Source organism: Aliisedimentitalea sp. MJ-SS2 (assembly GCF_032586155.1).
GTDB lineage: Bacteria > Pseudomonadota > Alphaproteobacteria > Rhodobacterales > Rhodobacteraceae > JAWHTC01.
On record NZ_JAWHTC010000003.1, the window covers coordinates 54,946 to 74,662 of the forward strand.

Genomic DNA, 19,717 nt, shown 5'->3' on the forward strand with positions numbered 1-19,717 from the left:
GTTTTCTCTATTGCCTGCTGGGCATGTCTCGCTCAGAAATCAAAGTTGACAAGTTTCCTGACGATCAGGAAACCGAAAAGCATGAACATCAAACATCCGGTGACAATGATTTCGCCATAGCCGCTCTCCCAGACTTCGTCGAAATAAGTTGGTACCAAAGTGCGGATCATCGTGAACAAGACGAAAGGGAAAAGCATCATCACCCATGCGGTGAACCGGCCTTCGGCCGAGATCGCCCGAATCTTGGCCTTGATCATCATTCGATCTCGGATCATTTGCGCCAGGTTTTCCAGGATTTCAGAAAGATTCCCGCCTGTTCCACGCTGCACGCTAACGGTGATCGCCAGCAGATTGAGTTCTGGGGCGCCAACTCGATCGATCATATTCAGCATCGCCTGATCGAGGTCTGAACCGAAAGTCATCTGATCGCTCAGAATACCGAATTCGGACCCAATGGGATCAGACATTTCCCGTGCAAGCAACGAAATGGCTGCATTGAGCGGGTGCCCGGCGTTCAAGCTACGTACGATGATGTCGATTCCGGGAGCCAATTGCGATGTGAACTTGGCTATGCGCCTTGCGCGCAGACGGTAAACGGCGAGACTCGCCAAGGTTACCATGAAGACAAAGGCGAAAGGCATGGCCAGAAACGGTACCAGTTTCAATACCGCGACGCCTACCACATATCCGACGATCCAAAGTAGAGTCAGGATTATCACACGTCGCGTCACCGGTAATTCGAGGCCTGATTGGGAATAGTAGCGCCGCAGCTTCGCTATGAAATCGGCGTCGTCGGCGCCGCGATTTATTCCGCGGCGGAGCAGTAGGTTCGTGTAGGCTGCCTCTGCCCCATGGTCGAGTTTGAGAGCCTCCAGGCGGTTTTTTACATCTGCTGCACTACGCCGAGAAGAGAATACGAGCCTCAGTAGTGATGCGACGAGCAGCAGAACCGCTGCAAAGACAAGTCCGTAGATTACTGTGGGAGAACTAAGCATTTCTCAGAGCGCCCTCGACGGGTCGAAAGTACTTTGGTCCAAATTAAGCCCCATCGTTTTAAGATCTTCGAGGAAAGTCGGCCGCATACCCGTGGCGCGAAACTCACCTTGAATCTTGCCGTTTTCATCAACCCCAAGCCGTTTGTAGTACATGAGTTCCTGCAACTGTACGACATCGCCTTCCATGCCGGTAATCTCGGAGATCGAGGTTACCCGGCGTGCGCCGTCGCGTAACCGTTCCAGCTGTACGATGACGTCGATGGCCGAGGTGATCTGAGATCTAATCGCGGTCTGCGTCATGGGCATCCCGGCCATGCCGACCATTTGTTCCAGTCGAGCAATAGCGTCGCGCGGGTTATTGGCGTGAATCGTCGACATCGAACCTTCGTGTCCAGTATTCATTGCTTGAAGCATGTCAAAGGCCTCGCCGCCACGGACCTCACCGATGATGATACGGTCCGGACGCATACGCAGTGAGTTTTTCACGAGATCGCGCTGAACGATTTCGTTGCGTCCGTCAATTGTTGGCGGTCGTGTCTCAAGGCGGACCACATGCGGTTGCTGTAGCTGCAATTCGGCGGCGTCTTCGATCGTGACAAGGCGTTCGTCGTGCGGGATGTAAGAAGACAAAGCGTTGAGCATTGTCGTTTTACCCGAGCCTGTGCCACCGGACACCACGATCGAAATCTTGCCCTCTACCGCAGCGGCAAGAAGCATGGCCATGCCCTTCGCCAACGCTTGGTTGGCGATCAGTTTGTCAAGTGAATAGGGGTGTTTGGAAAACTTCCGAATTGACACTTGCGGACCGTCAACTGCAACCGGGCGAATTGCGACATTGACCCTCGAACCATCGGCAAGCCGGGCATCAACCAGTGGTGAGCTTTCGTCGACCCGACGCCCCACAGAGGCGACGATCTTGTTGATGATCCGCAACAAGTGGTCGTCATCTTTAAACCGAACCTTAGTGGTTTTGAGCTTGCCGAAGCGTTCGATATAAACGGTTTGAGCGCCAACAATCAGTATGTCCGAGATGCTGTCGTCTTCAAGGAGTGGTTCGATTGGTCCGAGCCCAAGCATCTCATCGCCAATATCCTTGATCAAGACTTCAAGTTCGCTCGAACTCAGAGGAAAATTCTGTTCTTTGGCGTAGGAACGGACAAGCGGTCTAAGCTCATCGTGGATTTCGTCTTCTTCCATCGTATCAAGGATGGACAGGTTGATTTTGTCTATCAGATAGCGGTGCAGCGTTACGCGTTCGTTGACAAAATCTGGAGCGCTGTGGTCGCTCAGATTTGAGGCTTCCTTTTCTTCTTCCTGTACGGCTTCGACGATCGGCTCAAGGACCAATGGGGTTTCATTGTCTGCCGGTGGCGTATGCGCTGTTTCGTGCTGGTGTTTGAAGAAGCGGCCGACCATTAGTTCCTCCTAAACTTTAGCGGACAATGACTTTTGTGCCAGAGCGTACTTTTTTGTACAGGTCCAGGATGTCTGTATTGGTCAGACGAAAACACCCGGATGTTTCATATCCACCGATCGTGTCAGCGCTATTGGTACCATGGATACGGTACAGCGTGTCGCGACCACCTCGGTAGAGGTAGAGAGCCCGGGCACCGAGCGGATTGTATGGACCAGGAGGTACATATTCCGGGAGCGAGGGACTGCGCCGCCGCATATCGGAAGGCGGCCGCCATCCAGGCCATTCTTTCTTGCCACCAACATAGGTTGTACCGGTCCATATGAACCCGTCACGCCCTACAGAGATGCTGTATCGTTCAGCCTTTCCACCGCCAAGAACGCGATGCAACGTCCGTTTGGAGTTCGAGATAATGATCGTGCCCGGTGCTTCGTTACTCGTGTAGCTAACGATTTTCATGGTTCGTTTACCATGACTTCGCGGGACACGGGCGTCTTCGGCCTTGGTCCTGCCTGCAATCAACAAAAAACTTGCTGCACCAAGAGCCAATTGGCGCCTATTCAGTTGTGTGTAGGATTTCATGTCTCCACCTCGACAAGCTCCAAGGTTTTCATGAACTTGCTCACGGCGCGCATGAACTTTGACCGCGCTGAGATGTCGCTTGGGGGCACGCCGCGGTCAACGGCCTCTCCGATTTGACTGGTGGCTGACGGGATGTAAAAAAACGGGACGTCACCAAATAGTTCTTTGATCCGTTTTTTGCTAATCCGCTGCCCGAACAGGCTGGCCTCCCACTTGTTGAATACCACGCGCAACGGGAAATCGTTCCCCCGTAGGTTTTGGATGCGGTCGATCATGTCGATTGTGTGCTTTATCGCCGGGAGATTGAGCTCGGTTACAAGTGTGCAAGTATTCACGGCTGACAGAACGTCGTCTTTCCATTCCGTTTCGTAGTATGGGATATCGAGGAAAGTCTGGTCATGCTCTATGCTAACCGCGTCCAGCATTCGCAGAACCAGTTCGTAGGAATTGACCTCTGCATTCAACTCGGGATGTTTGAAGGAATACAGGAAGAAGTCGTGATCATGTTTCTGCTGGATCACCCTAATGAATTCCGCGTCGATTCTGCGCGGTGTCGCAGCTACGCTGGCAAGGTTGTAGTTGTTCTTCTGGTTCAGTGAGTAACCGCAGTTACCGAGCGAAAAATCGAGATCGAACAAGGCCACAGAATCTTTTCGAAACATCCGTGTTGCGGCGATATCGGCCATGCTTATGGCAAGCGTTGTTGCTCCGGCTCCACCAACCGAGGACACAACGGCGTGCACCTTGTTGTTGAACACCTTGCGAGAGCGGATGCCCTTGAAGACGCTGTCCAAAAAATCCTGGCGATTGATTGGTTTCGGAATCCAATCATGAATGCTGAACTTGAACAGGCGCCGTGTTTCATCTGCGTCCAGGGCCTGTGATGTCACGATAATCGGCATGTCGGGTACCATAGCACGGATATCTGACAAAAGTTGGAATTCAGCATCGGTCAAATGTTGAATGTTCACCACAAGGAGGTCGCCGGCATCCGGAGTCAATTCGTTCTTTATCGAACTCTGGCTAAGCGGCGAAAGCAAAAGGCGTGGCGAGGCTTCGATCAGTTTTTCAATTTCCGAGTCGCTTGCGCCATCGCTTGATACCAAGACGACATGCGACATGGGGTCAACAACAAGGGCGTCTGTTTTCATGTTCATTAGCATGACACTCCACTGCACAGATCTTCACTGGTCATGGACACAGGGTGGGGCGGGATAGAGATGCCGGCAGGCATGCCAAGCGGTCCGAAGTACGCCATAATCTGATCGAGAAGAAAAAAGTTAAAGTAAAGGTTTCGTGTTTCAACAGTGACAGTGACAACAGGCCCTGCGGGGCGTCCGACATATCCAAGGTCGGAGCGGGAATAGGTCACACGTATGCTGGATTTCGGGACGAACCAGGCCACATCACAAAACCCGACAACGCCATTGGGGTCAAAGTCAGTGCAGTTATTATCGCTGCCGTAATAGAGGCGATCCAATTGGGTCGAGTCGCAGGCAGTTGTCCCCGCACCGCATGAAATTGGCGCAGGAAAAGGAGGAGATATTGGGGCGCTGACTACTGCCCCGGTACCATAGTTGCTCAGTGCACTGATATCTGTCAGTGGGCTAGAGACCGCAGCTCTGCGGGCTGAAATTTGCGTGGCCTTTACGACTTGGCTCCATTGAAAAACCATTGCGCTGAATTCGACCATCGCGCCAAACACCAGCATCAGAAGAGGAATGACGATCAGGGCTTCGGTCATGGCAAGCCCTGACTGACCGGATGTGAACTTCTCCCTGCGGAACTTCAGATTCACCATCCTATCGACCTCATTTCTGCTGAAGCCGTGATCGTGATCGAGTTACTAAGTAACGCGCTAAAAGCTGGTGACCCAAGGTAGGTCACGGTTCCTGTTACCTTTACGATATCGTCTGGTTCTGGAAAACTCGAAAGACCTGATTTTGCAGGGGAAAATGTGATCTCGCTTGCTTCATTCCATCCCGGGACACGAAGATTGCCGCCACCATTTGGATTACCAAAGAAGGCAATGTTTCGAGCTGTCACTTGGTTACAGGTCGAGGCAAAATCTAGCGACACTGGTCGACAACGTGACCAATACCGTGCGGCGTCGCGTACACCGACCTGCAGTTGCTGTCGCTGCCACATGAGGTTGCCGAACTCGAGCAACCCGAAAGAAAGGATGGTCAAAACGGGAAAGGCGACGAGCGCCTCGATCAGGACTGCGCCCCGTTCGTCCTTTCTCATGCTACGCTTCACAGGTTCGGGCACAACACTCTCTCAGAATTATTCGTTCTCTGTACAAAAATAATTTAGCCGCAAACGAGCCGAAGGCTGCGACACATCAACGTCAGAAAAGAGGTCAGTTCAGCCGCCTGAACCAACCGTTGTTTTATAAGCCGCCGGCGGCCACGTTTGGATTTCTTGAATCGACGTGTTTGCAGCCGTCGCATCTCCCGATCGCGCAGAAGAAGTGTCCCAGTTGTTGGTGTGATCAGGATTATCGCAGCCAGCGAGCAGAACGACCACGCCTGAAACCGCTATTGCCAGCTTATTTTTTCTTGATAACGCCATCTTCAAACTCCAGATCGATCATATGGCCATACGGTCCGACAACCCCATGGCCCTCTCGGAACCGCCTGAGCATCTTGCGGTCAACTTCCAACATTCCCATGAGAAACAGTTCGACATCATCCGTTGAGCGTGCACCGTCAAGTGGTGACTTCAGAGGCTGATCAGGCCCAACCGGGCGTACCAATCGCGGTGTCACTAGAATGACCAAGTCAGTTTCGCGTTTTTGAAACCCTCTAGAACTGAACAATGCGCCGAGAATTGGCACTTGCCCAAGCCACGGAACCTGACGCGCGTTGCGCGAGTTATTGGCCGAAAGCAACCCCGCGATAGCGAAGCTTTGCCCATTGCGCAGCGAAACCGTCGTTTCGGCCTTGCGAGTGGTAAGCGAAAACGCGATGGAATTACCGGACGTTACGGTTTGGTCAATGTCACTGACTTCAGGCCGCACCTCAAGGCGAATTAGTTCATCATCGAGAACATACGGCAGGAAATTCAACCTGATCCCGTATTCACGATATTCTGTGGCTATGTTCCCATCGGCGTCTACAGTCTGGATCGGCACTTCGCCACCTGCGACGAAATTTGCTTGGACACCGCTTGTGGTCACCAGTTTCGGATTTGCCAATCTGCGAACGGCGTTCTTGCTTTCCAGAGCGTTGATGACAACATCGACTTGCCGCCCGGAGATGCTGAGCAGTTGTCCAACCACTGTACCAAAAGGAGCGCCATTTGTTGTCGTACCTGGTGTTCCTGTTGCAAGTCCTGATCCCGCTGAATTGGTTGCATCCAGTTCAACACCCAGCGCCCGCCCCGAATCCCGGTTGACCTCGAGAATGCGCACGTCCAGTTCAACCTGTTGTGCCGCTTTCACCTTGATGGCGTCGACCACCGGGTCAGAGCTGAATTGCTTGGCAATTTCGAGCACGCGTTGTTTGTCGACATTGTCGCGGACCAATCCCGAAATACGAATGCGGTTGTTCACATTCAGCACGTCAATTTGCGCGCTTGGAACTGCACGGCTGATCACCCGTTCAAGTTCCGAGTAATCGACGCGTACGCGCACATCGATGACCTCGAGAAGCTTTTTGTCCACCGAGTAGAGCGTCACGTTTGTCGTACCTGTCTTCTTCGTTTGGATGTACAGTGAATTGTCCGTGAGTGGGAACACGTCGATGACATCAGAGTTCCCGATCAGAATGTCGGCGAAGGTCTGATTTGTCTTCACGGTGATTGTTTGACCAGGTGCGATAGCGATTTTCGACACAACGCCATCATCGATGATGATTTCTTTCGTCTGTGCGTGTGCCTGCACGCTGGCAGTCACGAGCAGAACGCTGGCGACAAACCAGAAAGAGAACTTGTGGAACAAGTGAACCATTGGAAGACGCCTGCTCTTCGATTTTGATTGCTGTTTCATGCTTCTCAGCCTATCCGCTCTTCGTTTTTCCATAGGCAAACACGTTTGCCTTTTTGTCTTACTCCGAAACAACCACGCTGTCCGAACTCACTTGAGATCAGCCGGTGGATTAGTCTTCTGTGCTCGTACCATCCAGTTGGACAGGTTCAACACCCGCATCCAACAGATCGTTAATTTCCCCTACTTTTACCTTGTATTCATTGCGCTGGCCATTGCGGATCACACCGACGGTCACACGCTCAGGCTTTGGCGCTGGCGGGGGGGTGACGATTTTTTCGATCTCAACCACCTTTTCAACCTCAACCACGCGCGGTTCGGGTTGTTGCATCTTTTCCTCGACGCTGTTCAGCCGATTGCTGATGCCTTCGGACATATTCATCAAAAGCGTCTCGAGATGATCGAGACGTTCGTTATCGGGGGCCACCACAACGGTCGCTTCGGTCTTTTCCTTCTCGGCCTTTGCAGTCGCCTGATTCATACCTTCGGCAACTTCAGGATCACTAAGGTCTGTAAGTGTAACGCGCTCAATCGGACCAGTTTCAGTGGATGCTACATTGCGCAACGCCAGCGAAAGCGTGCCAACATTCGCACCCAGCACCAGTTTCTGGGCTTCCTGTGTGCTTACTTCGAAAGTGACCGTGCGAACAACGCTTGGCTGGTCCTTCCTATCATCAGCAATCTGGTCGATGGCAAGAACCTTGACGCCCTGAAGAAGAACATCAACGTAATTGTTGCCACGGCCACCACGGGTCAGAAGGATGTCGACTCTGTCACCCGGCAGAACGAAACCTGCGACGCCGAGCACGTCATTCACACGGATGGAAATCGCCTTCATTCCGGGGGTGAGTTGCGTCGAAAGCTTGGCCCGAACACCAGGCAACGTGACGCGGGTCGAGAGAATGGGTTCCCCGACGGTCATGTTTGCCAGCACAAAGCGGGCATTCTCTTCGCTTTCGTCGATGATCAGATCCGCGATCTTTTCGAACGAGCCGTCAGGGCGGATCGGACTGGACCATTCGATTTCACGAAGTTTGGCTCGGGTAAGCCTCTCGCCAAAGGCGAGGACTTCATTTGACACCACCAATGTCGCTTTTTCGGCGGCATCTTCCTCTTTTTGGCTTTGCCCAGCCTCATTGGTCAAGATCTGACGCTGAGACGCCAACCAATCCTGTGTGCCGTATACGGCCAGTCCCGCCAGAATAACGGCGACCAGCAGACTTATTATCATAGTTAACCGCACTTACATGCTCCAAAATGCAGTTGCCCGCTAAGCGGTTTTTTATTTACTAGCTACACAACCCCAGCACGCGAATGCTTGGCCAATCACAAATACAGTTGACCGCTAAGCGGTTTCTTATTGAACTAATTGCACAATCTCAGCACGTGAATGCTTGGTCAATCACAAAGAAGAAATCACCCTTACAAGTAGCCAACTAAATGCGGAAATGGGTTGTTTTTCCAACAGTGCCTATCTTTTGCAGGTCGAAAATGTCGACACCCCGGTAAAACAGGCCGGGGTGTCGACATAGGTTTTCAAGCCTGATGAGGCGCACGCCCTACGCTTCGACCTTAGGTCGAAGGCGAGTTGCCCAGAGCCGTGCCAATCCAGTTGGCCCAGTTGCTCCATGCGAGGCTGAGCTGCTGGCCGAAAAGCAGAACGGCTGCGATAACGCCGCCGATGAGCAGGCCGAGCACCACCAGGTATTCACTCAGTGCGATGCCTTCATCTTCGCTGTGAAAGCGGATCATGAGGTCAACAAAATACGCGGTAACTTTGTTCATAACAGTCTCCCAATACTACATACGTCCACATGCGACGCATTGATGAAAATGCTAAACCAAACAACCAATTGCCGCTGCCGGTTCGACAAATCAGACCATATTTGTGCCACAGAATTGCCGCAATGGGAACGGGGAATTAACTTTCCCATAACGTATTACGCGAGTTATGTGCTTAATAGCTCGCATACAGGGGGATTGAGCCCAATCAGTAAACATTTGACGCGCCAGGGTATTTAATTGGAACGCTGAAGTTCACGTAAGGGTTGCGAGCGGTTGTTTTTGAATTATCTTTAGTGGATTTTAAAAAAATGGGCTGATTCTCTAAATCAAAACGAATCGGTTTATCGAACAAGAACGGCTTCATCACGGACGAAGGTTTCAAGCGTTCCATTACCGCCATAGCCGGCAATGTCAATAACCTCGACATCGATGGTTCTTTCCCCACTTGGGAACCAGTTTTCCATCGGGCGGGTCAGAAACACGCTGACATAGGTGTTCACCACAACATCGCTCAAAGACCCACCGCCGGTAATGTTGCTTTGCAGCTCTCCGCAATCGACCACTGCTAGTGGAAGAACCCGTGGATCTGCCGTCGGGTCAATCGAGGTGATAGACTGAAGCCCGCCGCCCGCCGAACAGTTGGGCAAACCAACCTCACCGTCGTTGGGGGGGGTAGGGCCCGGTGACCTGGCGTTCAGCAGGCTATTGCCGGTGGCGATTTCCCAACGATAGACGTCATAGCGCGACGCGAGGCGCCCTGCGAACGACGTGATCGAGGTGGACAGCGTTGTCTCACTATATGTTCCGACACCATAGTTCACATCCAGGTATCGTTGCAGGTTCCAATCGGAATTGGTTCCGACATAGGCACCCGGTGTTCCTGTTGTCCCGGTTTTAGTCTGCGGATGCGCCATCACGTCGTTGTCCGGAAACCCATAGACGCCGTCATCATCGCCGTTTTCACCCAGTGTTGTGTCGGTCCAGTTGGATGGGTTGTCCGGATTAAATATGTGATCATCACCCCAGGCGTGGGCGCTAGTTGGCGTGCAGTCGGCATTGCCTCCGGTGGTCGGCGGCGTGTGGCCCTTGCGGACATTTTCGGCAATCTGCGGGTAATATCCGAGAGGCTGATTGCCATAGTTTTGCGGCAACACGTCAAACCTGACATTGATCCCTTGCGCCACCGATGTCATCGCCCCGGGCGCGGTATCAATGGTTGCATCGTCAAAGCAGGCCGGCACTGAGCCGCCAGCGAAAAAGTCGCGTATGTCATCTGCGCTTGGGTTGCCTGCAACCTGGAGAAACCCGAAATTACCGGGAAACGCGGTTGATCCGCCGCCAGGATGGAGCCGGATCATGCGGCCATGCAAATCCCCGGCATTGAAACGCTCCTGAATCTCGTCCGGGTCGTAAATGCCTCCGACATATTCAAATGGGTTACACATAAAGAGTGGCGGGATATCGCAGATGTTCGAATCCGACCGGGCGACGGCATAGGCACCTATTGGCAATGAACCCGGCACAGGGTTCGAGCCCGATTGAAAAAAGCTCAGTACATCGAAGATGAGGTCGAGGGCGAAGGAATTCCGGTCAAATGCACGAACGTAAATGTAGTTCGCCTCGCTTCCTGTGGAGGCTGCATTGGCGGCTTTCCAAGCGGCGGTGATCGGAGTGTCGTCGCTGGCGGGAATGTCTGTAAGGAAGACAACTTCGAAGCGGGTATCGCCGACGCTGTAGGTCACCGCCTGCGTTGTTGACCCTGAGACGGTCAGCATCGAAACTGGATTGCGCAATTCGGTCATTGCGTTGCGTGCGTTGGTCATCGCATTGCTCGAGCCGTCAAGTTCACGTGCGCCGGTCAGAGCCAACGCATCGACCACCGTCTGAAGATCCGCATGTGCATTATTGCCGCGCCCTACGTCGATCAGAATGAGGCCGAAGCCGAGAAAGACCGGCAGGATGATCAGCGACATAATGAGGACAAATCCATCTTCGAGGTCGCGCAAAAACTTCATAATAAATCTCCCGGAACAACAGTCGTGGCGCCGCGAAAGCCAGCGAAACCTGCAAATCAGCTCTTTCCGCAGTTAATATACTCGCATCGTAGGGTCATACTTTCAAGCTCCGGCGGTCCAGATGGCTCGCGACAGGATTGCCGGAACGGCAGCGACACAAAGTGGAATTGCGTAGGGCACGCGACCTTCATGCTTTAGCTGTGCAAGCTTGCCTCCCAATCCCGACTGAAGGTTGGAAAAAGCGGCAAGACGTATGGCAGCGTACAAAAAAACGGAAAAGACAAAAAGTATCGCGGCAAAAGTCGCTAATTCAGCATAACCAATGTGCAGACCTAGTGGAAACATCAGCTTGGCATCGCCGGCCCCGAGGGATCGCAGGAGCCACATAGTAAACCCGAGGGCGAATAGCAGCACACCGGCGAACAGATCACTTGTCAAAGCAGGAAAGAACAAAAGACCTTGAGCAGGCAGGTAAAGCGCCAGCAGGACAAGCACATCCTTGTTGCGTATTTTGAAGTGCTTAGCGTCATGCCTTGCGATGCCTAACAACAGCACCGCGACCACGACCTGAGTTACAACTGAGGTATAAACCAGCCATTGCACTGACAATGGCTTAAATGCCTTTCAGCTGGCCAGGTCCACGTTTGGGGTAATTTACTGAGTTGCGCAGAAGTTCGAGGTTGTTCGCCGTCACCGGATTGGACGGATCCTTCTCGTATGCTTTGAGGAAATACGTCCGGGCTTGCACCAGTTCCCCTCGTAGAAGCATCGAATAACCATAGTTGTTAAGGTATTCGATACGACCGCCGATAATTGGTTTGAGAGAGCGATAGGCAAAGTCGGAATGGTCGAACTTGCGAAGCATGTCTGCGCTGGCAGCAAACCCAAGCAATGCGGCAGGGTCCTTGGGCGTCACATCAAGAGCGCTTTTGAACATCCGGAAGGACTTGCCATAGTTCCCTTCTTTGAACTGGACCTTGGCGGACACAAGAAGATCGTCATCCGGGTAGTAGCTCAGGTTTGAAGTGTCTTTAGCAGACGCCGGAGAGTCACCGAAGCCTGTCAATTCTGCCCAGCTGACATTCTCGCAGCTCGCAAGGCTGATGAAGCAAACCAATGCAATAAAAGGTCTCATGACTATATGCCCCAACGGATCGCATGTGTTGATCGCTTCTGTGCGCGACCGACATAGAGAGGAGGTAGCACATGCTTCCAGGGCAACGCTATTTGTTTTAACGGCATGTTTATGGCCCGTTGCATCATTCCCACACCGGGATTCCTGCTATCTGGAGCAAGGATCAATGAAAAGCCGTGCGAATTGCGCCGCAATCATACAGAAAGTATGAAGTTGTGGACTCATCCCGGTGCGTTGCTATGGGCAAGGTAAACCTGAAAGGTTCCACGCGAGGGTTCTCAACGGCGGTACGCAGAACCAGCAGGCCCAGCTCCGGCAAAGCTTTGCAAACCATTGCGATCTGGCCCCAATCCTGAGGGCCCTGCGCTGTGGGGACTGATTTGTCAGGGCAGCGCGCTACTGGGTTTTCATCAAAGTCTGACGTGTTGAGAAGGCGCAAGATTTTGGCGCGGCGTTCGAATTCCATGGCTTGATCGCGGAAGAACAAGATGCCGCTTTTTTGACGACAGCCGAAATACGCCGGCACTTGCATTTTGAACCATTGAACCGGAAGGTTGCCTTCCCAATAGACCGTGCGACCGCTCATCATCGTCAGTGCTTGAAGATCTATTGGCGTGGACGAGGTTACGAATTTTTCGGATTCGCTGCGGTCATCGATGATCGCGATCGAAATGGCACCCCCTAACAATAGGCCTGCCAAGATTGCGGGCCGTTTTGCGGCTGGTCGTTCGGGCAAGAGTAGCACCATCAAAGCAAGAGCGATGAAAATCAACCGTGCAAGCGCTTCTGCCCACCCGATGCCTGAGGAGTCCGAAATCAATTGCAAGACAATGATCGATAACGCCAGTGCACCGCCCCAAACGGCAGGAAGCAGAACGAGTATTCTGTGCCAAAGTTTCAATGGCCGATCGCGCGTTACCTCAAACATAAAGGCAACCAAAGCCCCGAACGCAATGGTCGCCGCACCCAGAGTCACCAATCCATAGGCCGTTTCTACGATTGCAAATACCACGGCGACAGCAATCAGGGTACGGCTGCGAAGATGGCGACGGTCCGCTGTGAAAGTAACCACGACCATCATGTTGCCGAACAAGGAAAGGAACAACAGTACCCGCCAAATTTGCAGGGATGTGATCAACCGGTTTGCCAGAATATCCGAGCCGACAATCGAGATAGCCGTCAAAGTGGGTGCGAGAACCAGAAGGCCCATGGAAAACCGGGCAATTATCGGGGGTGCGACGAAGGCGGACATCAAAAGCGATGTTGCTGGCAGCAACACGGTCGCAAATGCCAGAGAGAAGTTCCAGCCGGTGGGGAAGACGATGCTGTCACGTAGCCGTAAGAGCCGATACCATTCCGGGTCAAACTGTTGGAACAGCCAAGTGAACGGAGCAACCCCGAGAGCAGCCAGCGCAACGACTATCACCAGGCCGAACAATGCGATTGCCAGACGCTGCCGGGTACCAAGCACAATCAAACTGCCAACCGTTAGCGCAGCCAGCCCCGTCAACGGGTGCAACACTAAAGCAAAGAAAAGCGCGGCAATGCCCATCAGGCGCTTTCCCTGCCATAGAAGCGCCATCGCCCCCATCCCAAAGGATTCTGCGAATAGGCGCGGTGTTACGAAGTTTTCACCATATGAGAGTATCGCATTGCCGTACCCGGGGCTGAGAACAAGAGCAAAGCCTGCGGCGGCGTAGGCCATCTGCCGACGCGGGAGCATGTTTTGTGCCAAGCGTGTGAGTGCGCTAATCCACAAACCCAGACCGGCAATCCACAGAAGCAGGTTGGCGCCAACCAATCCGATGGCACTGACCAATGGAGCGTGGATTTTTCCGAACAGTGTGAAGCTTCCCTGGTTCCCATAGCGAAAGAATAGGTCTTGGCCGAGCTCATGACTGTCCGACTGTTTCAGAGCCTGCGCTGCATAGAGCGTGGCGTCGTGAACGATGCCAGGATATGGGCGGGTCGCGAGCAAGAGAACCAGCAAGGCGATGATATAAACGACGTCCGACTGTGCCGAAGGCAAATTGCGTTTGGGGCCATGGGAGGCGGCAGTTGAAAAGCCCGAATCCAGTTTAGCTGAGCTGTCAGCCTCCTTTGCTTTCATGGTATTCCTCTTCAGTGTTAACTTGCCAAAGGTCCCGGCGCACGTCGCGCCCTTCGACGATCCCGTCGACGGCCATCATTGCGGTCAACATAGAGTGGTCCTGGTTGTTATAGCGGTGCATACCGTTGCGGCCCACGCAAAACAGGTTTTCAAACGACATGGTATACTCTTCGATTTCCGAAAACCGAGCGTAGGTGCCGAAATAGGCCGGATAGGCCTTATGTGTTCGCACGACCACGCCATCCAGCACGTTGCTCACAGACGCGACGCCGATTTTCTGCAATTCCTCGGCCCCCAAGCGTTTGAGTGCTTCGTCCTCCATCGACCACAAGGCATCACCCTCGTCGACGAAGTATTCTAATCCGACCCAAACTGTTGCGGGATCGGCAACCAGATAGGGGCTCCAGTTGTTGAACAATTGCAGCCGCCCGACCTTTACGTCGGATTCCTGTACGTAGATCCAGTTGTCTGGCACCCGTTCGGCCAGCGTGTGCCCGTCAGCGCCGCCGCCCAGGTCGATCCGCTTCAAAAGCAGCCCGACGGTCAGAAAATCCCGGTAGCTGAGCCCTTCACTGATTTCGAGCAGAGCGGGCGGGGCAGGGGGCCTTTGGCCGCCGATCAGGTGCTGCACCGGCATCGAGGAAAACAAGTAATCCGCGGTGATCTCTTGGGTTGAACCGTCAGGTCCCTGTACGGTTACCCCGGTAATTCGGCCTTTGTCATGCGACACGTTGGTCACGCGCGTCTCAAGGTGCAACGTGCCTCCGTGCCGTTCAATTTTCTTTGCGACTTCCTCCCAAAGCTGGCCGGGCCCAAACTTGGGATAAAGAAAACGCTCGATCAGGCTGGTCTCGGTGTCTTTTTGTGACAACGATGCCTTGCCCGGCTTTAGTTTGCGCAGCATGTTGCGGATCAGGCCGGAAATCGAAACGCCCTTGATCCGTTGCGCGCCCCAATCAGCTGGAATTTCCTCACAGGAGACACCCCAGACTTTTTCCGTGTAGTCGCGGAAGAAGGTGGCATAAAGTTCTTCTCCGAAGCGATTTACGATGAAGTCGCGCAATGTGCGTTCAGGCCGGATCGGCCGAAGCCGTGCCTTCGCGTAACTTGCAACGATCCTAAGTGTGCGTGCCAGCCCGAGATTGGCGAAGGTCCGGCGGTTGAACTTCAACGGATAGTCATAGAGTTTGCGACCGAACAGAATTCGGGACGTCCGGTCGCGCACCAGCATCACCGCGTCCACCTGCTCGGGATCGGGGCCTCCGATTGGCTCTGACAAATCACGCTGACGATTGTGATAGGTGATTATCAGGCCGTCCTCGTCGCTTGAACGCGCCTGAAGGGGTAGAATGTGCGTCCACCAATCCATCACACGGTCGGATTTGGAAAAGAACCTGTGCCCACCGATGTCGATGCGGTTGTCCTTGTAATTGACGGTTTTCGAAATGCCACCGACCTGGATGTCAGCTTCAAAGATGACAGGGCGGATATCGGTTCGCGTAGCAAGCTCGTACGCCGCGGTCAGCCCAGCTGGCCCAGCGCCAATGATAATGGCGGTTTTTTGCGTCATGTTCTGTTTCGGGCCGCGGTCGGCAAGCCCGCCGCGCTGGCACGGCGAAAGCTGAAATGCTTATGTGCAAAAAAGGAATAGAAAGCTGTTACAGCGACAGCCATGACATGAGCCGCCAATTCCAGGGATACTGGCAGAGACATTACCGTGAATTGGACGCGTAAGCCGTTCAAAAACAGATGTGCCAAAGCCGTGGTCAAGGCCAATCCGCCAAGAGAAACCAAGAAGAAATCGCGTAACTCCTCCTGCGGCGGACGGCCGGACGAATCGTAGGTGTAGGCCCGGTTCAATGTGAAGCTGACGCCCATACCCGCGATGAAAGCGATGGCGACGGAAGCGGCATAGCCAAAGGAGTCGTTAAAACCCAGATACCCGTAGAGCAAGACGCCAGTGGCAAGGTTCACTGCCGCGGCCAGACCGGAGAATATCAGAAACCTGAAAAACATGCTTTGGGCCCTAGTCAAAGGAAACGTAAGAAATTGATTTAGCTTTTACCAACACGGTAGTCGAGGCGGGCCGCTTCAAACAACCTTTTTTCGGGAAACTCAGTGTTCCCGACTGGATGAGCTTTCATTTCCGGGGCATAGCCTGATCAGCTAACATCGCGCCGATGACTCGCGGCGACGTTGCGCCAAGCAAGCTCCAGCAGGTCGAGGCTGAGTTCAGGCGTGCTTTCGAGATAGCGGCACGCTGCACGGATGTGGTTTACCAGAAAACCTGGGTGGGCCCCCGAAGTGACATAGCCCGCTTCTTCGTATTTCCGCTTGAAAAACTCCTCCATCACGTCCTGCTTCCATTCCATTTCCATGTTGTCGGTCACATCGTGAAAAATCTTGAAGTAGTCTTGCTTCGTTGGGCTTGGCACGTGAATTTTGAAATAAATTCGTCTCAGCGCGGCATCGTCACCCAACTCTTCTGGTTCCAAGTTCGAAGAAAACACGACAAGCTGGTCGAATGGAACGGAGAATTTCTTGCCTGTGTGCAAGGAAAGAATGTCGAAACCCTTTTCCAGTGGTACGATCCAACGGTTTAGATAGGCTTGTGGTTTTTCGGCTTGGCGGCCGAAATCGTCCAGCACAAAAATGCCACCGAGGGCTTTTAAGTGCATCGGCGCTTCGTAGAAGCGCGCCATCTGATCGAACCGAAGATCCAGCATGTCCAGCGTAAGTTCCCCGCCAGCGAGCACCACTGGGCGACGACAGAGCACCCAGCGTGCATCAGTCCGTCTGTGATCTTCGGGTGGTTCGACGGTTTCGTGAAGGGTTTCATCGTAGAAGCGGATAATCTGCTGCCCAACCAGAATGGCATACGGAAAGCTGACGTAATCAAGGAAAGATTCCCCCAGGGCCTCGGCAAGAGAGGTCTTCCCGTTGCCGGGTTCGCCGTAGAGCAACATGGATCGAGCAGAGTTCACTGCGGGCCCCAGTTGGGCTTTGAGTATGTCGGGGATAACGAGGTGAGCGAGAGCTTCATCCAATTCGTTTCGGTGGATTTCCTCGTTTCTGATCGATTGACTGCGGATATGCTCGGAAAAGGCCTGAAGCGTGACAGGGGCCGGGCCGATATATTGCGAAACCATCATGGCATCGCTGGCCCATTTCTTGCCCAGATCAGTCAGGACATAACGGACATCCGATTTGATGTCCGCGCTTTCAAGCCCTTGCGCTTCAATCAGGGATAGCGACGTCATCTGCTTGATCAGCTGGCGACAAATCAGTTTCGGAAGCTTGATTACGTCGGCAATCTCGGCGGGCGTCATGGTCCCGCCGGCATTCATGATCTTGCAGGTAAGGTTGATCAGAAATGCTTCGCTCAGGTCGGTCTCTTCGATTGTTTTTGGCGCCGCCGTAGCGGAAAAGACATGTCGACGCGAGGGTGAGCCAATTTCTGCCTCCTGCGGTTCTTCCACGCTATCCGGGGCGTTGTCTTCTGATTTGAGGTCTTGGTCGTGCGAGGATGCAACTTCTTCGTCGAGAACGTCGTCCTTTTCTGCGTCGGGTGGCGCCGCGTTTGGCTGATCTGAAACGCGATTGGCTTTCGCCTCCTCCTCTTTCGGCACAACTGAAGTTTCAGTTGCATCTGGTTGGGTTTCGCTTTGCTTCGTCTCGGTGTCTTTGGACTTGGATCTACCAAACAGTTTCACTTTATTCGCTTTCTTTTCGTTCTGAAATGTCGCTGCTCCGATTTGCCAACCACTTCGGTGCACCGGCAGGATAGCTGCGGTCGGGAACTAATCCCAAGCGTTTTTCCCGATTGTAGTGATTTCAACGCTTCAAGACAGAAATGAATAGGTGGACTTTTTATGCGTCAGGGGGGGAACTGCTTTTGCGGAAGCTTGACAATTGCCGCTCAACTTCGCCGATCAGGTGATCCGACGCAAAACGCTTGAGCTTCCGAAACCAGCATGCGGCGACTACGGAAAAAAGCGAAGGGGTGAGAACGGAATTGCCTTGGGTGGGCTCTCATCTGGAATTTCCATATGATCGCCCCAGCGTAAGGTCACGTCGCTAGCACGCGGAGCACCAACGGAATGCTTGCCTCGGGACAGTTCTATCACCTCGCCACGTTGATATCGCACGCCATCAATGGCCAACTCCGCGCCTTCAACCGTATACCAACCGGGGACACGGTTGTTGAACATCACCGTTTCGCTCCCGGCTGGGATGTGGCGTCCCGCGACCCAGATGCGCCCCCAATGCTCAATGTAGTTTTCGCGTAATGCAGCAGCATCTTCCGGGAGCAGAAACTGTCGATCCGGCGTGCCTTTCGCCGCATCTTTGAGAACCGAATGGTTTAAGATCAGCAAAGGTATCGTTTCGCGTTCCATGGCGTTCACGAATGCGACGTTACCCGCCCGCAGGTAGACCTTTAGACCCCAACCAGACATCATGAAAGGCAAGGCGCGTTGGTAGTCACCAAGATAGCCGGCGAAATCGAAGTATGTGACCGTTTCAGGAAACAAGTCATGCGCGACAGAGATCGTCTTTTTTTGCCCATGAAGAATCATGTAATCTGCCGGTAACGTAAGCAGCGCCAGAATACTCGATTGCACAATCATCAAGGCTGATAACTTAGCGAACGTGATGTGGCGCAAAATGAATTGCTCCATCACCGGCGCCGTCGCGGCAAGAACCGGCGGCAAAAGGAAAACGAAGAAATACTCATAGCTGTTGCGATAAACCAATACGCTCAAAAGCGGCAGCATGAGGCCGATCATGGCTACTTTCATGGCTTGGGAAACTCTCAATCTGCGCCAACCAAGAATGGTCAGAAGAACAAGAATGGTCGTTAATGGCGAAAGAATTGCCTGATACATGAGTGCTCGGGCCTGAGGCACGAAACCTCCCGAAAAGACATCATTGCCCGCTGATTTTGCTGAATTGAAACCATTTGCCACTGATGTGTTGGTGACGAACCCGGAGTGCCAGGAATACAGGGCGGCAAAGACCAGAAAGCTGGTACAAAGACATGCAAGCAAGCGCAGCATCATAGAAGCTTTTCGCGGGCTTTCACTCAAACGCAACCATGCAATGGCGGCAAATGCAGGCGCATAGAAAACAACCTTGATCGTTATCATCGGTGCAAGGCCCGCCAACATTCCAAAAAAAACGATCGCCGCTGGGCGCAAGTTGCTAGCAGACAACAGCCAAAGCGCCGACATCAACACAAAGGTCACCTGCGGATCGTAGCGGAACGAACTACCATGATTGACGACAAAACCAGCCGACAAATAGGCCAGGGCAATCATCGCCGCGGCTGATTGGGAAGCGAAGCGGCGCGCGACTCCGAACAGTGCGACCGCCGCACCGATTTCGCAGCAAAGCATGACAACCCGCGCTGCCCGAATATGATCTGTCACGTCACCCGGAAGAAACAAAAGCCATCGGAAATAGTGGACGAAGAAGCTTTGCAATGGATTGCTTAGGTAACCCGCGTCGAAGCGCCTGATCAAATCGTAGTGACTGAACTCGTCCCAGTTAATGCCCCGGTTGAGCGCCGCGATTGCCTGACCGGCAATGATGAATGCTGCGGCTGACAATACGATAATCCAAAAAACTCGGCTCGACTTGTGGGTTTTTTGGTTCATCTTGTTACCCGGCACCAGGCTTGTGAATGAAAAATG

General features: G+C 53.2%; 18 protein-coding genes. All 18 read right to left on the reverse strand.

Going from position 1 to position 19,717, the window contains the following annotated elements; all coding sequences use genetic code 11:
• Positions 1–32 precede the first annotated feature (32 nt).
• Positions 33–995: a type II secretion system F family protein gene (locus tag RXV86_RS12815; protein ID WP_316300419.1), complete on the reverse strand. Its 963-nt coding sequence runs from the start codon at positions 993–995 to the stop codon at positions 33–35.
• Between the two features lie 3 nt (positions 996–998).
• Complete coding sequence (locus tag RXV86_RS12820) at positions 999–2,411, reverse strand: CpaF family protein (protein ID WP_316300421.1); 1,413 nt, start codon at positions 2,409–2,411, stop codon at positions 999–1,001.
• Positions 2,412–2,427: 16 nt separating this feature from the next.
• Positions 2,428–2,991 (reverse strand): L,D-transpeptidase, encoded by a 564-nt coding sequence (locus tag RXV86_RS12825; RefSeq protein WP_316300423.1) that lies wholly within the window; start codon positions 2,989–2,991, stop codon positions 2,428–2,430.
• Positions 2,988–4,148 carry a hypothetical protein gene (locus tag RXV86_RS12830; protein WP_316300424.1) on the reverse strand — a complete coding sequence of 387 codons (1,161 nt, stop codon included), beginning with the start codon at positions 4,146–4,148 and terminating at the stop codon, positions 2,988–2,990. Before RXV86_RS12830 ends, RXV86_RS12825 begins: the two co-directional genes overlap by 4 nt.
• Positions 4,148–4,792 (reverse strand): TadE/TadG family type IV pilus assembly protein, encoded by a 645-nt coding sequence (locus tag RXV86_RS12835; RefSeq protein WP_316300425.1) that lies wholly within the window; start codon positions 4,790–4,792, stop codon positions 4,148–4,150. Before RXV86_RS12835 ends, RXV86_RS12830 begins: the two co-directional genes overlap by 1 nt.
• Positions 4,786–5,238 (reverse strand): pilus assembly protein, encoded by a 453-nt coding sequence (locus RXV86_RS12840; RefSeq protein WP_316300427.1) that lies wholly within the window; start codon positions 5,236–5,238, stop codon positions 4,786–4,788. The genes RXV86_RS12835 and RXV86_RS12840 overlap by 7 nt, the downstream gene beginning before the upstream one ends.
• 120 nt (positions 5,239–5,358) lie before the next feature.
• Positions 5,359–5,565, reverse strand: coding sequence for a hypothetical protein (locus RXV86_RS12845; protein WP_316300429.1), 207 nt, complete (start codon positions 5,563–5,565; stop codon positions 5,359–5,361).
• The gene (locus RXV86_RS12850) at positions 5,543–6,982 is read right to left on the reverse strand and encodes a type II and III secretion system protein family protein (RefSeq protein WP_316300431.1); all 1,440 of its coding nucleotides are present in this window, start codon (positions 6,980–6,982) and stop codon (positions 5,543–5,545) included. Before RXV86_RS12850 ends, RXV86_RS12845 begins: the two co-directional genes overlap by 23 nt.
• Positions 6,983–7,091: 109 nt before the next feature.
• Positions 7,092–8,210: a Flp pilus assembly protein CpaB gene (cpaB, locus tag RXV86_RS12855; RefSeq protein ID WP_316300433.1), complete on the reverse strand. Its 1,119-nt coding sequence runs from the start codon at positions 8,208–8,210 to the stop codon at positions 7,092–7,094.
• Between the two features lie 341 nt (positions 8,211–8,551).
• Positions 8,552–8,764 carry a hypothetical protein gene (locus tag RXV86_RS12860; protein WP_316300435.1) on the reverse strand — a complete coding sequence of 71 codons (213 nt, stop codon included), beginning with the start codon at positions 8,762–8,764 and terminating at the stop codon, positions 8,552–8,554.
• 341 nt (positions 8,765–9,105) lie between these two features.
• Positions 9,106–10,779 carry a TadE/TadG family type IV pilus assembly protein gene (locus RXV86_RS12865; RefSeq protein ID WP_316300437.1) on the reverse strand — a complete coding sequence of 558 codons (1,674 nt, stop codon included), beginning with the start codon at positions 10,777–10,779 and terminating at the stop codon, positions 9,106–9,108.
• Between the two features lie 102 nt (positions 10,780–10,881).
• Entirely contained in the window at positions 10,882–11,382 is a 501-nt protein-coding gene (locus RXV86_RS12870; RefSeq protein ID WP_316300439.1) for a prepilin peptidase, read from the reverse strand.
• A 10-nt stretch (positions 11,383–11,392) separates the two neighbouring features.
• Positions 11,393–11,914, reverse strand: a complete 522-nt coding sequence (locus RXV86_RS12875; protein ID WP_316300442.1) for a hypothetical protein — start codon at positions 11,912–11,914, stop codon at positions 11,393–11,395.
• A 163-nt stretch (positions 11,915–12,077) separates the two neighbouring features.
• Complete coding sequence (locus RXV86_RS12880; protein ID WP_316300444.1) at positions 12,078–14,024, reverse strand: hypothetical protein; 1,947 nt, start codon at positions 14,022–14,024, stop codon at positions 12,078–12,080.
• Positions 14,005–15,594, reverse strand: coding sequence for an NAD(P)/FAD-dependent oxidoreductase (locus RXV86_RS12885; protein ID WP_316300445.1), 1,590 nt, complete (start codon positions 15,592–15,594; stop codon positions 14,005–14,007). Before RXV86_RS12885 ends, RXV86_RS12880 begins: the two co-directional genes overlap by 20 nt.
• On the reverse strand, positions 15,591–16,040 hold the full coding sequence (locus RXV86_RS12890) for a GtrA family protein (RefSeq protein WP_316300448.1): 450 nt from the start codon (positions 16,038–16,040) through the stop codon (positions 15,591–15,593). The genes RXV86_RS12885 and RXV86_RS12890 overlap by 4 nt, the downstream gene beginning before the upstream one ends.
• Before the next feature lie 146 nt (positions 16,041–16,186).
• Positions 16,187–17,737 (reverse strand): ATPase, encoded by a 1,551-nt coding sequence (locus RXV86_RS12895; protein ID WP_316300450.1) that lies wholly within the window; start codon positions 17,735–17,737, stop codon positions 16,187–16,189.
• 270 nt (positions 17,738–18,007) lie between these two features.
• Positions 18,008–19,681: a hypothetical protein gene (locus RXV86_RS12900; protein ID WP_316300452.1), complete on the reverse strand. Its 1,674-nt coding sequence runs from the start codon at positions 19,679–19,681 to the stop codon at positions 18,008–18,010.
• Positions 19,682–19,717: the final 36 nt, after the last annotated feature.

Bases quoted from the DNA above. Each gene is read 5' to 3' on its own strand.
- RXV86_RS12840 (WP_316300427.1), bottom strand. From the start codon at position 5,238: ATGAGAAAGGACGAACGGGGCGCAGTCCTGATCGAGGCGCTCGTCGCC.
- RXV86_RS12830 (WP_316300424.1), bottom strand. From the start codon at position 4,148: ATGAACATGAAAACAGACGCCCTTGTTGTTGACCCCATGTCGCATGTC.
- RXV86_RS12860 (WP_316300435.1), bottom strand. From the start codon at position 8,764: ATGAACAAAGTTACCGCGTATTTTGTTGACCTCATGATCCGCTTTCAC.
- RXV86_RS12850 (WP_316300431.1), bottom strand. From the start codon at position 6,982: ATGAAACAGCAATCAAAATCGAAGAGCAGGCGTCTTCCAATGGTTCAC.
- RXV86_RS12835 (WP_316300425.1), bottom strand. From the start codon at position 4,792: ATGGTGAATCTGAAGTTCCGCAGGGAGAAGTTCACATCCGGTCAGTCA.
- RXV86_RS12890 (WP_316300448.1), bottom strand. From the start codon at position 16,040: ATGTTTTTCAGGTTTCTGATATTCTCCGGTCTGGCCGCGGCAGTGAAC.
- RXV86_RS12875 (WP_316300442.1), bottom strand. From the start codon at position 11,914: ATGAGACCTTTTATTGCATTGGTTTGCTTCATCAGCCTTGCGAGCTGC.
- RXV86_RS12880 (WP_316300444.1), bottom strand. From the start codon at position 14,024: ATGAAAGCAAAGGAGGCTGACAGCTCAGCTAAACTGGATTCGGGCTTT.
- RXV86_RS12815 (WP_316300419.1), bottom strand. From the start codon at position 995: ATGCTTAGTTCTCCCACAGTAATCTACGGACTTGTCTTTGCAGCGGTT.
- RXV86_RS12820 (WP_316300421.1), bottom strand. From the start codon at position 2,411: ATGGTCGGCCGCTTCTTCAAACACCAGCACGAAACAGCGCATACGCCA.
- RXV86_RS12865 (WP_316300437.1), bottom strand. From the start codon at position 10,779: ATGAAGTTTTTGCGCGACCTCGAAGATGGATTTGTCCTCATTATGTCG.
- RXV86_RS12825 (WP_316300423.1), bottom strand. From the start codon at position 2,991: ATGAAATCCTACACACAACTGAATAGGCGCCAATTGGCTCTTGGTGCA.
- cpaB (WP_316300433.1), bottom strand. From the start codon at position 8,210: ATGATAATAAGTCTGCTGGTCGCCGTTATTCTGGCGGGACTGGCCGTA.
- RXV86_RS12885 (WP_316300445.1), bottom strand. From the start codon at position 15,594: ATGACGCAAAAAACCGCCATTATCATTGGCGCTGGGCCAGCTGGGCTG.
- RXV86_RS12845 (WP_316300429.1), bottom strand. From the start codon at position 5,565: ATGGCGTTATCAAGAAAAAATAAGCTGGCAATAGCGGTTTCAGGCGTG.
- RXV86_RS12900 (WP_316300452.1), bottom strand. From the start codon at position 19,681: ATGAACCAAAAAACCCACAAGTCGAGCCGAGTTTTTTGGATTATCGTA.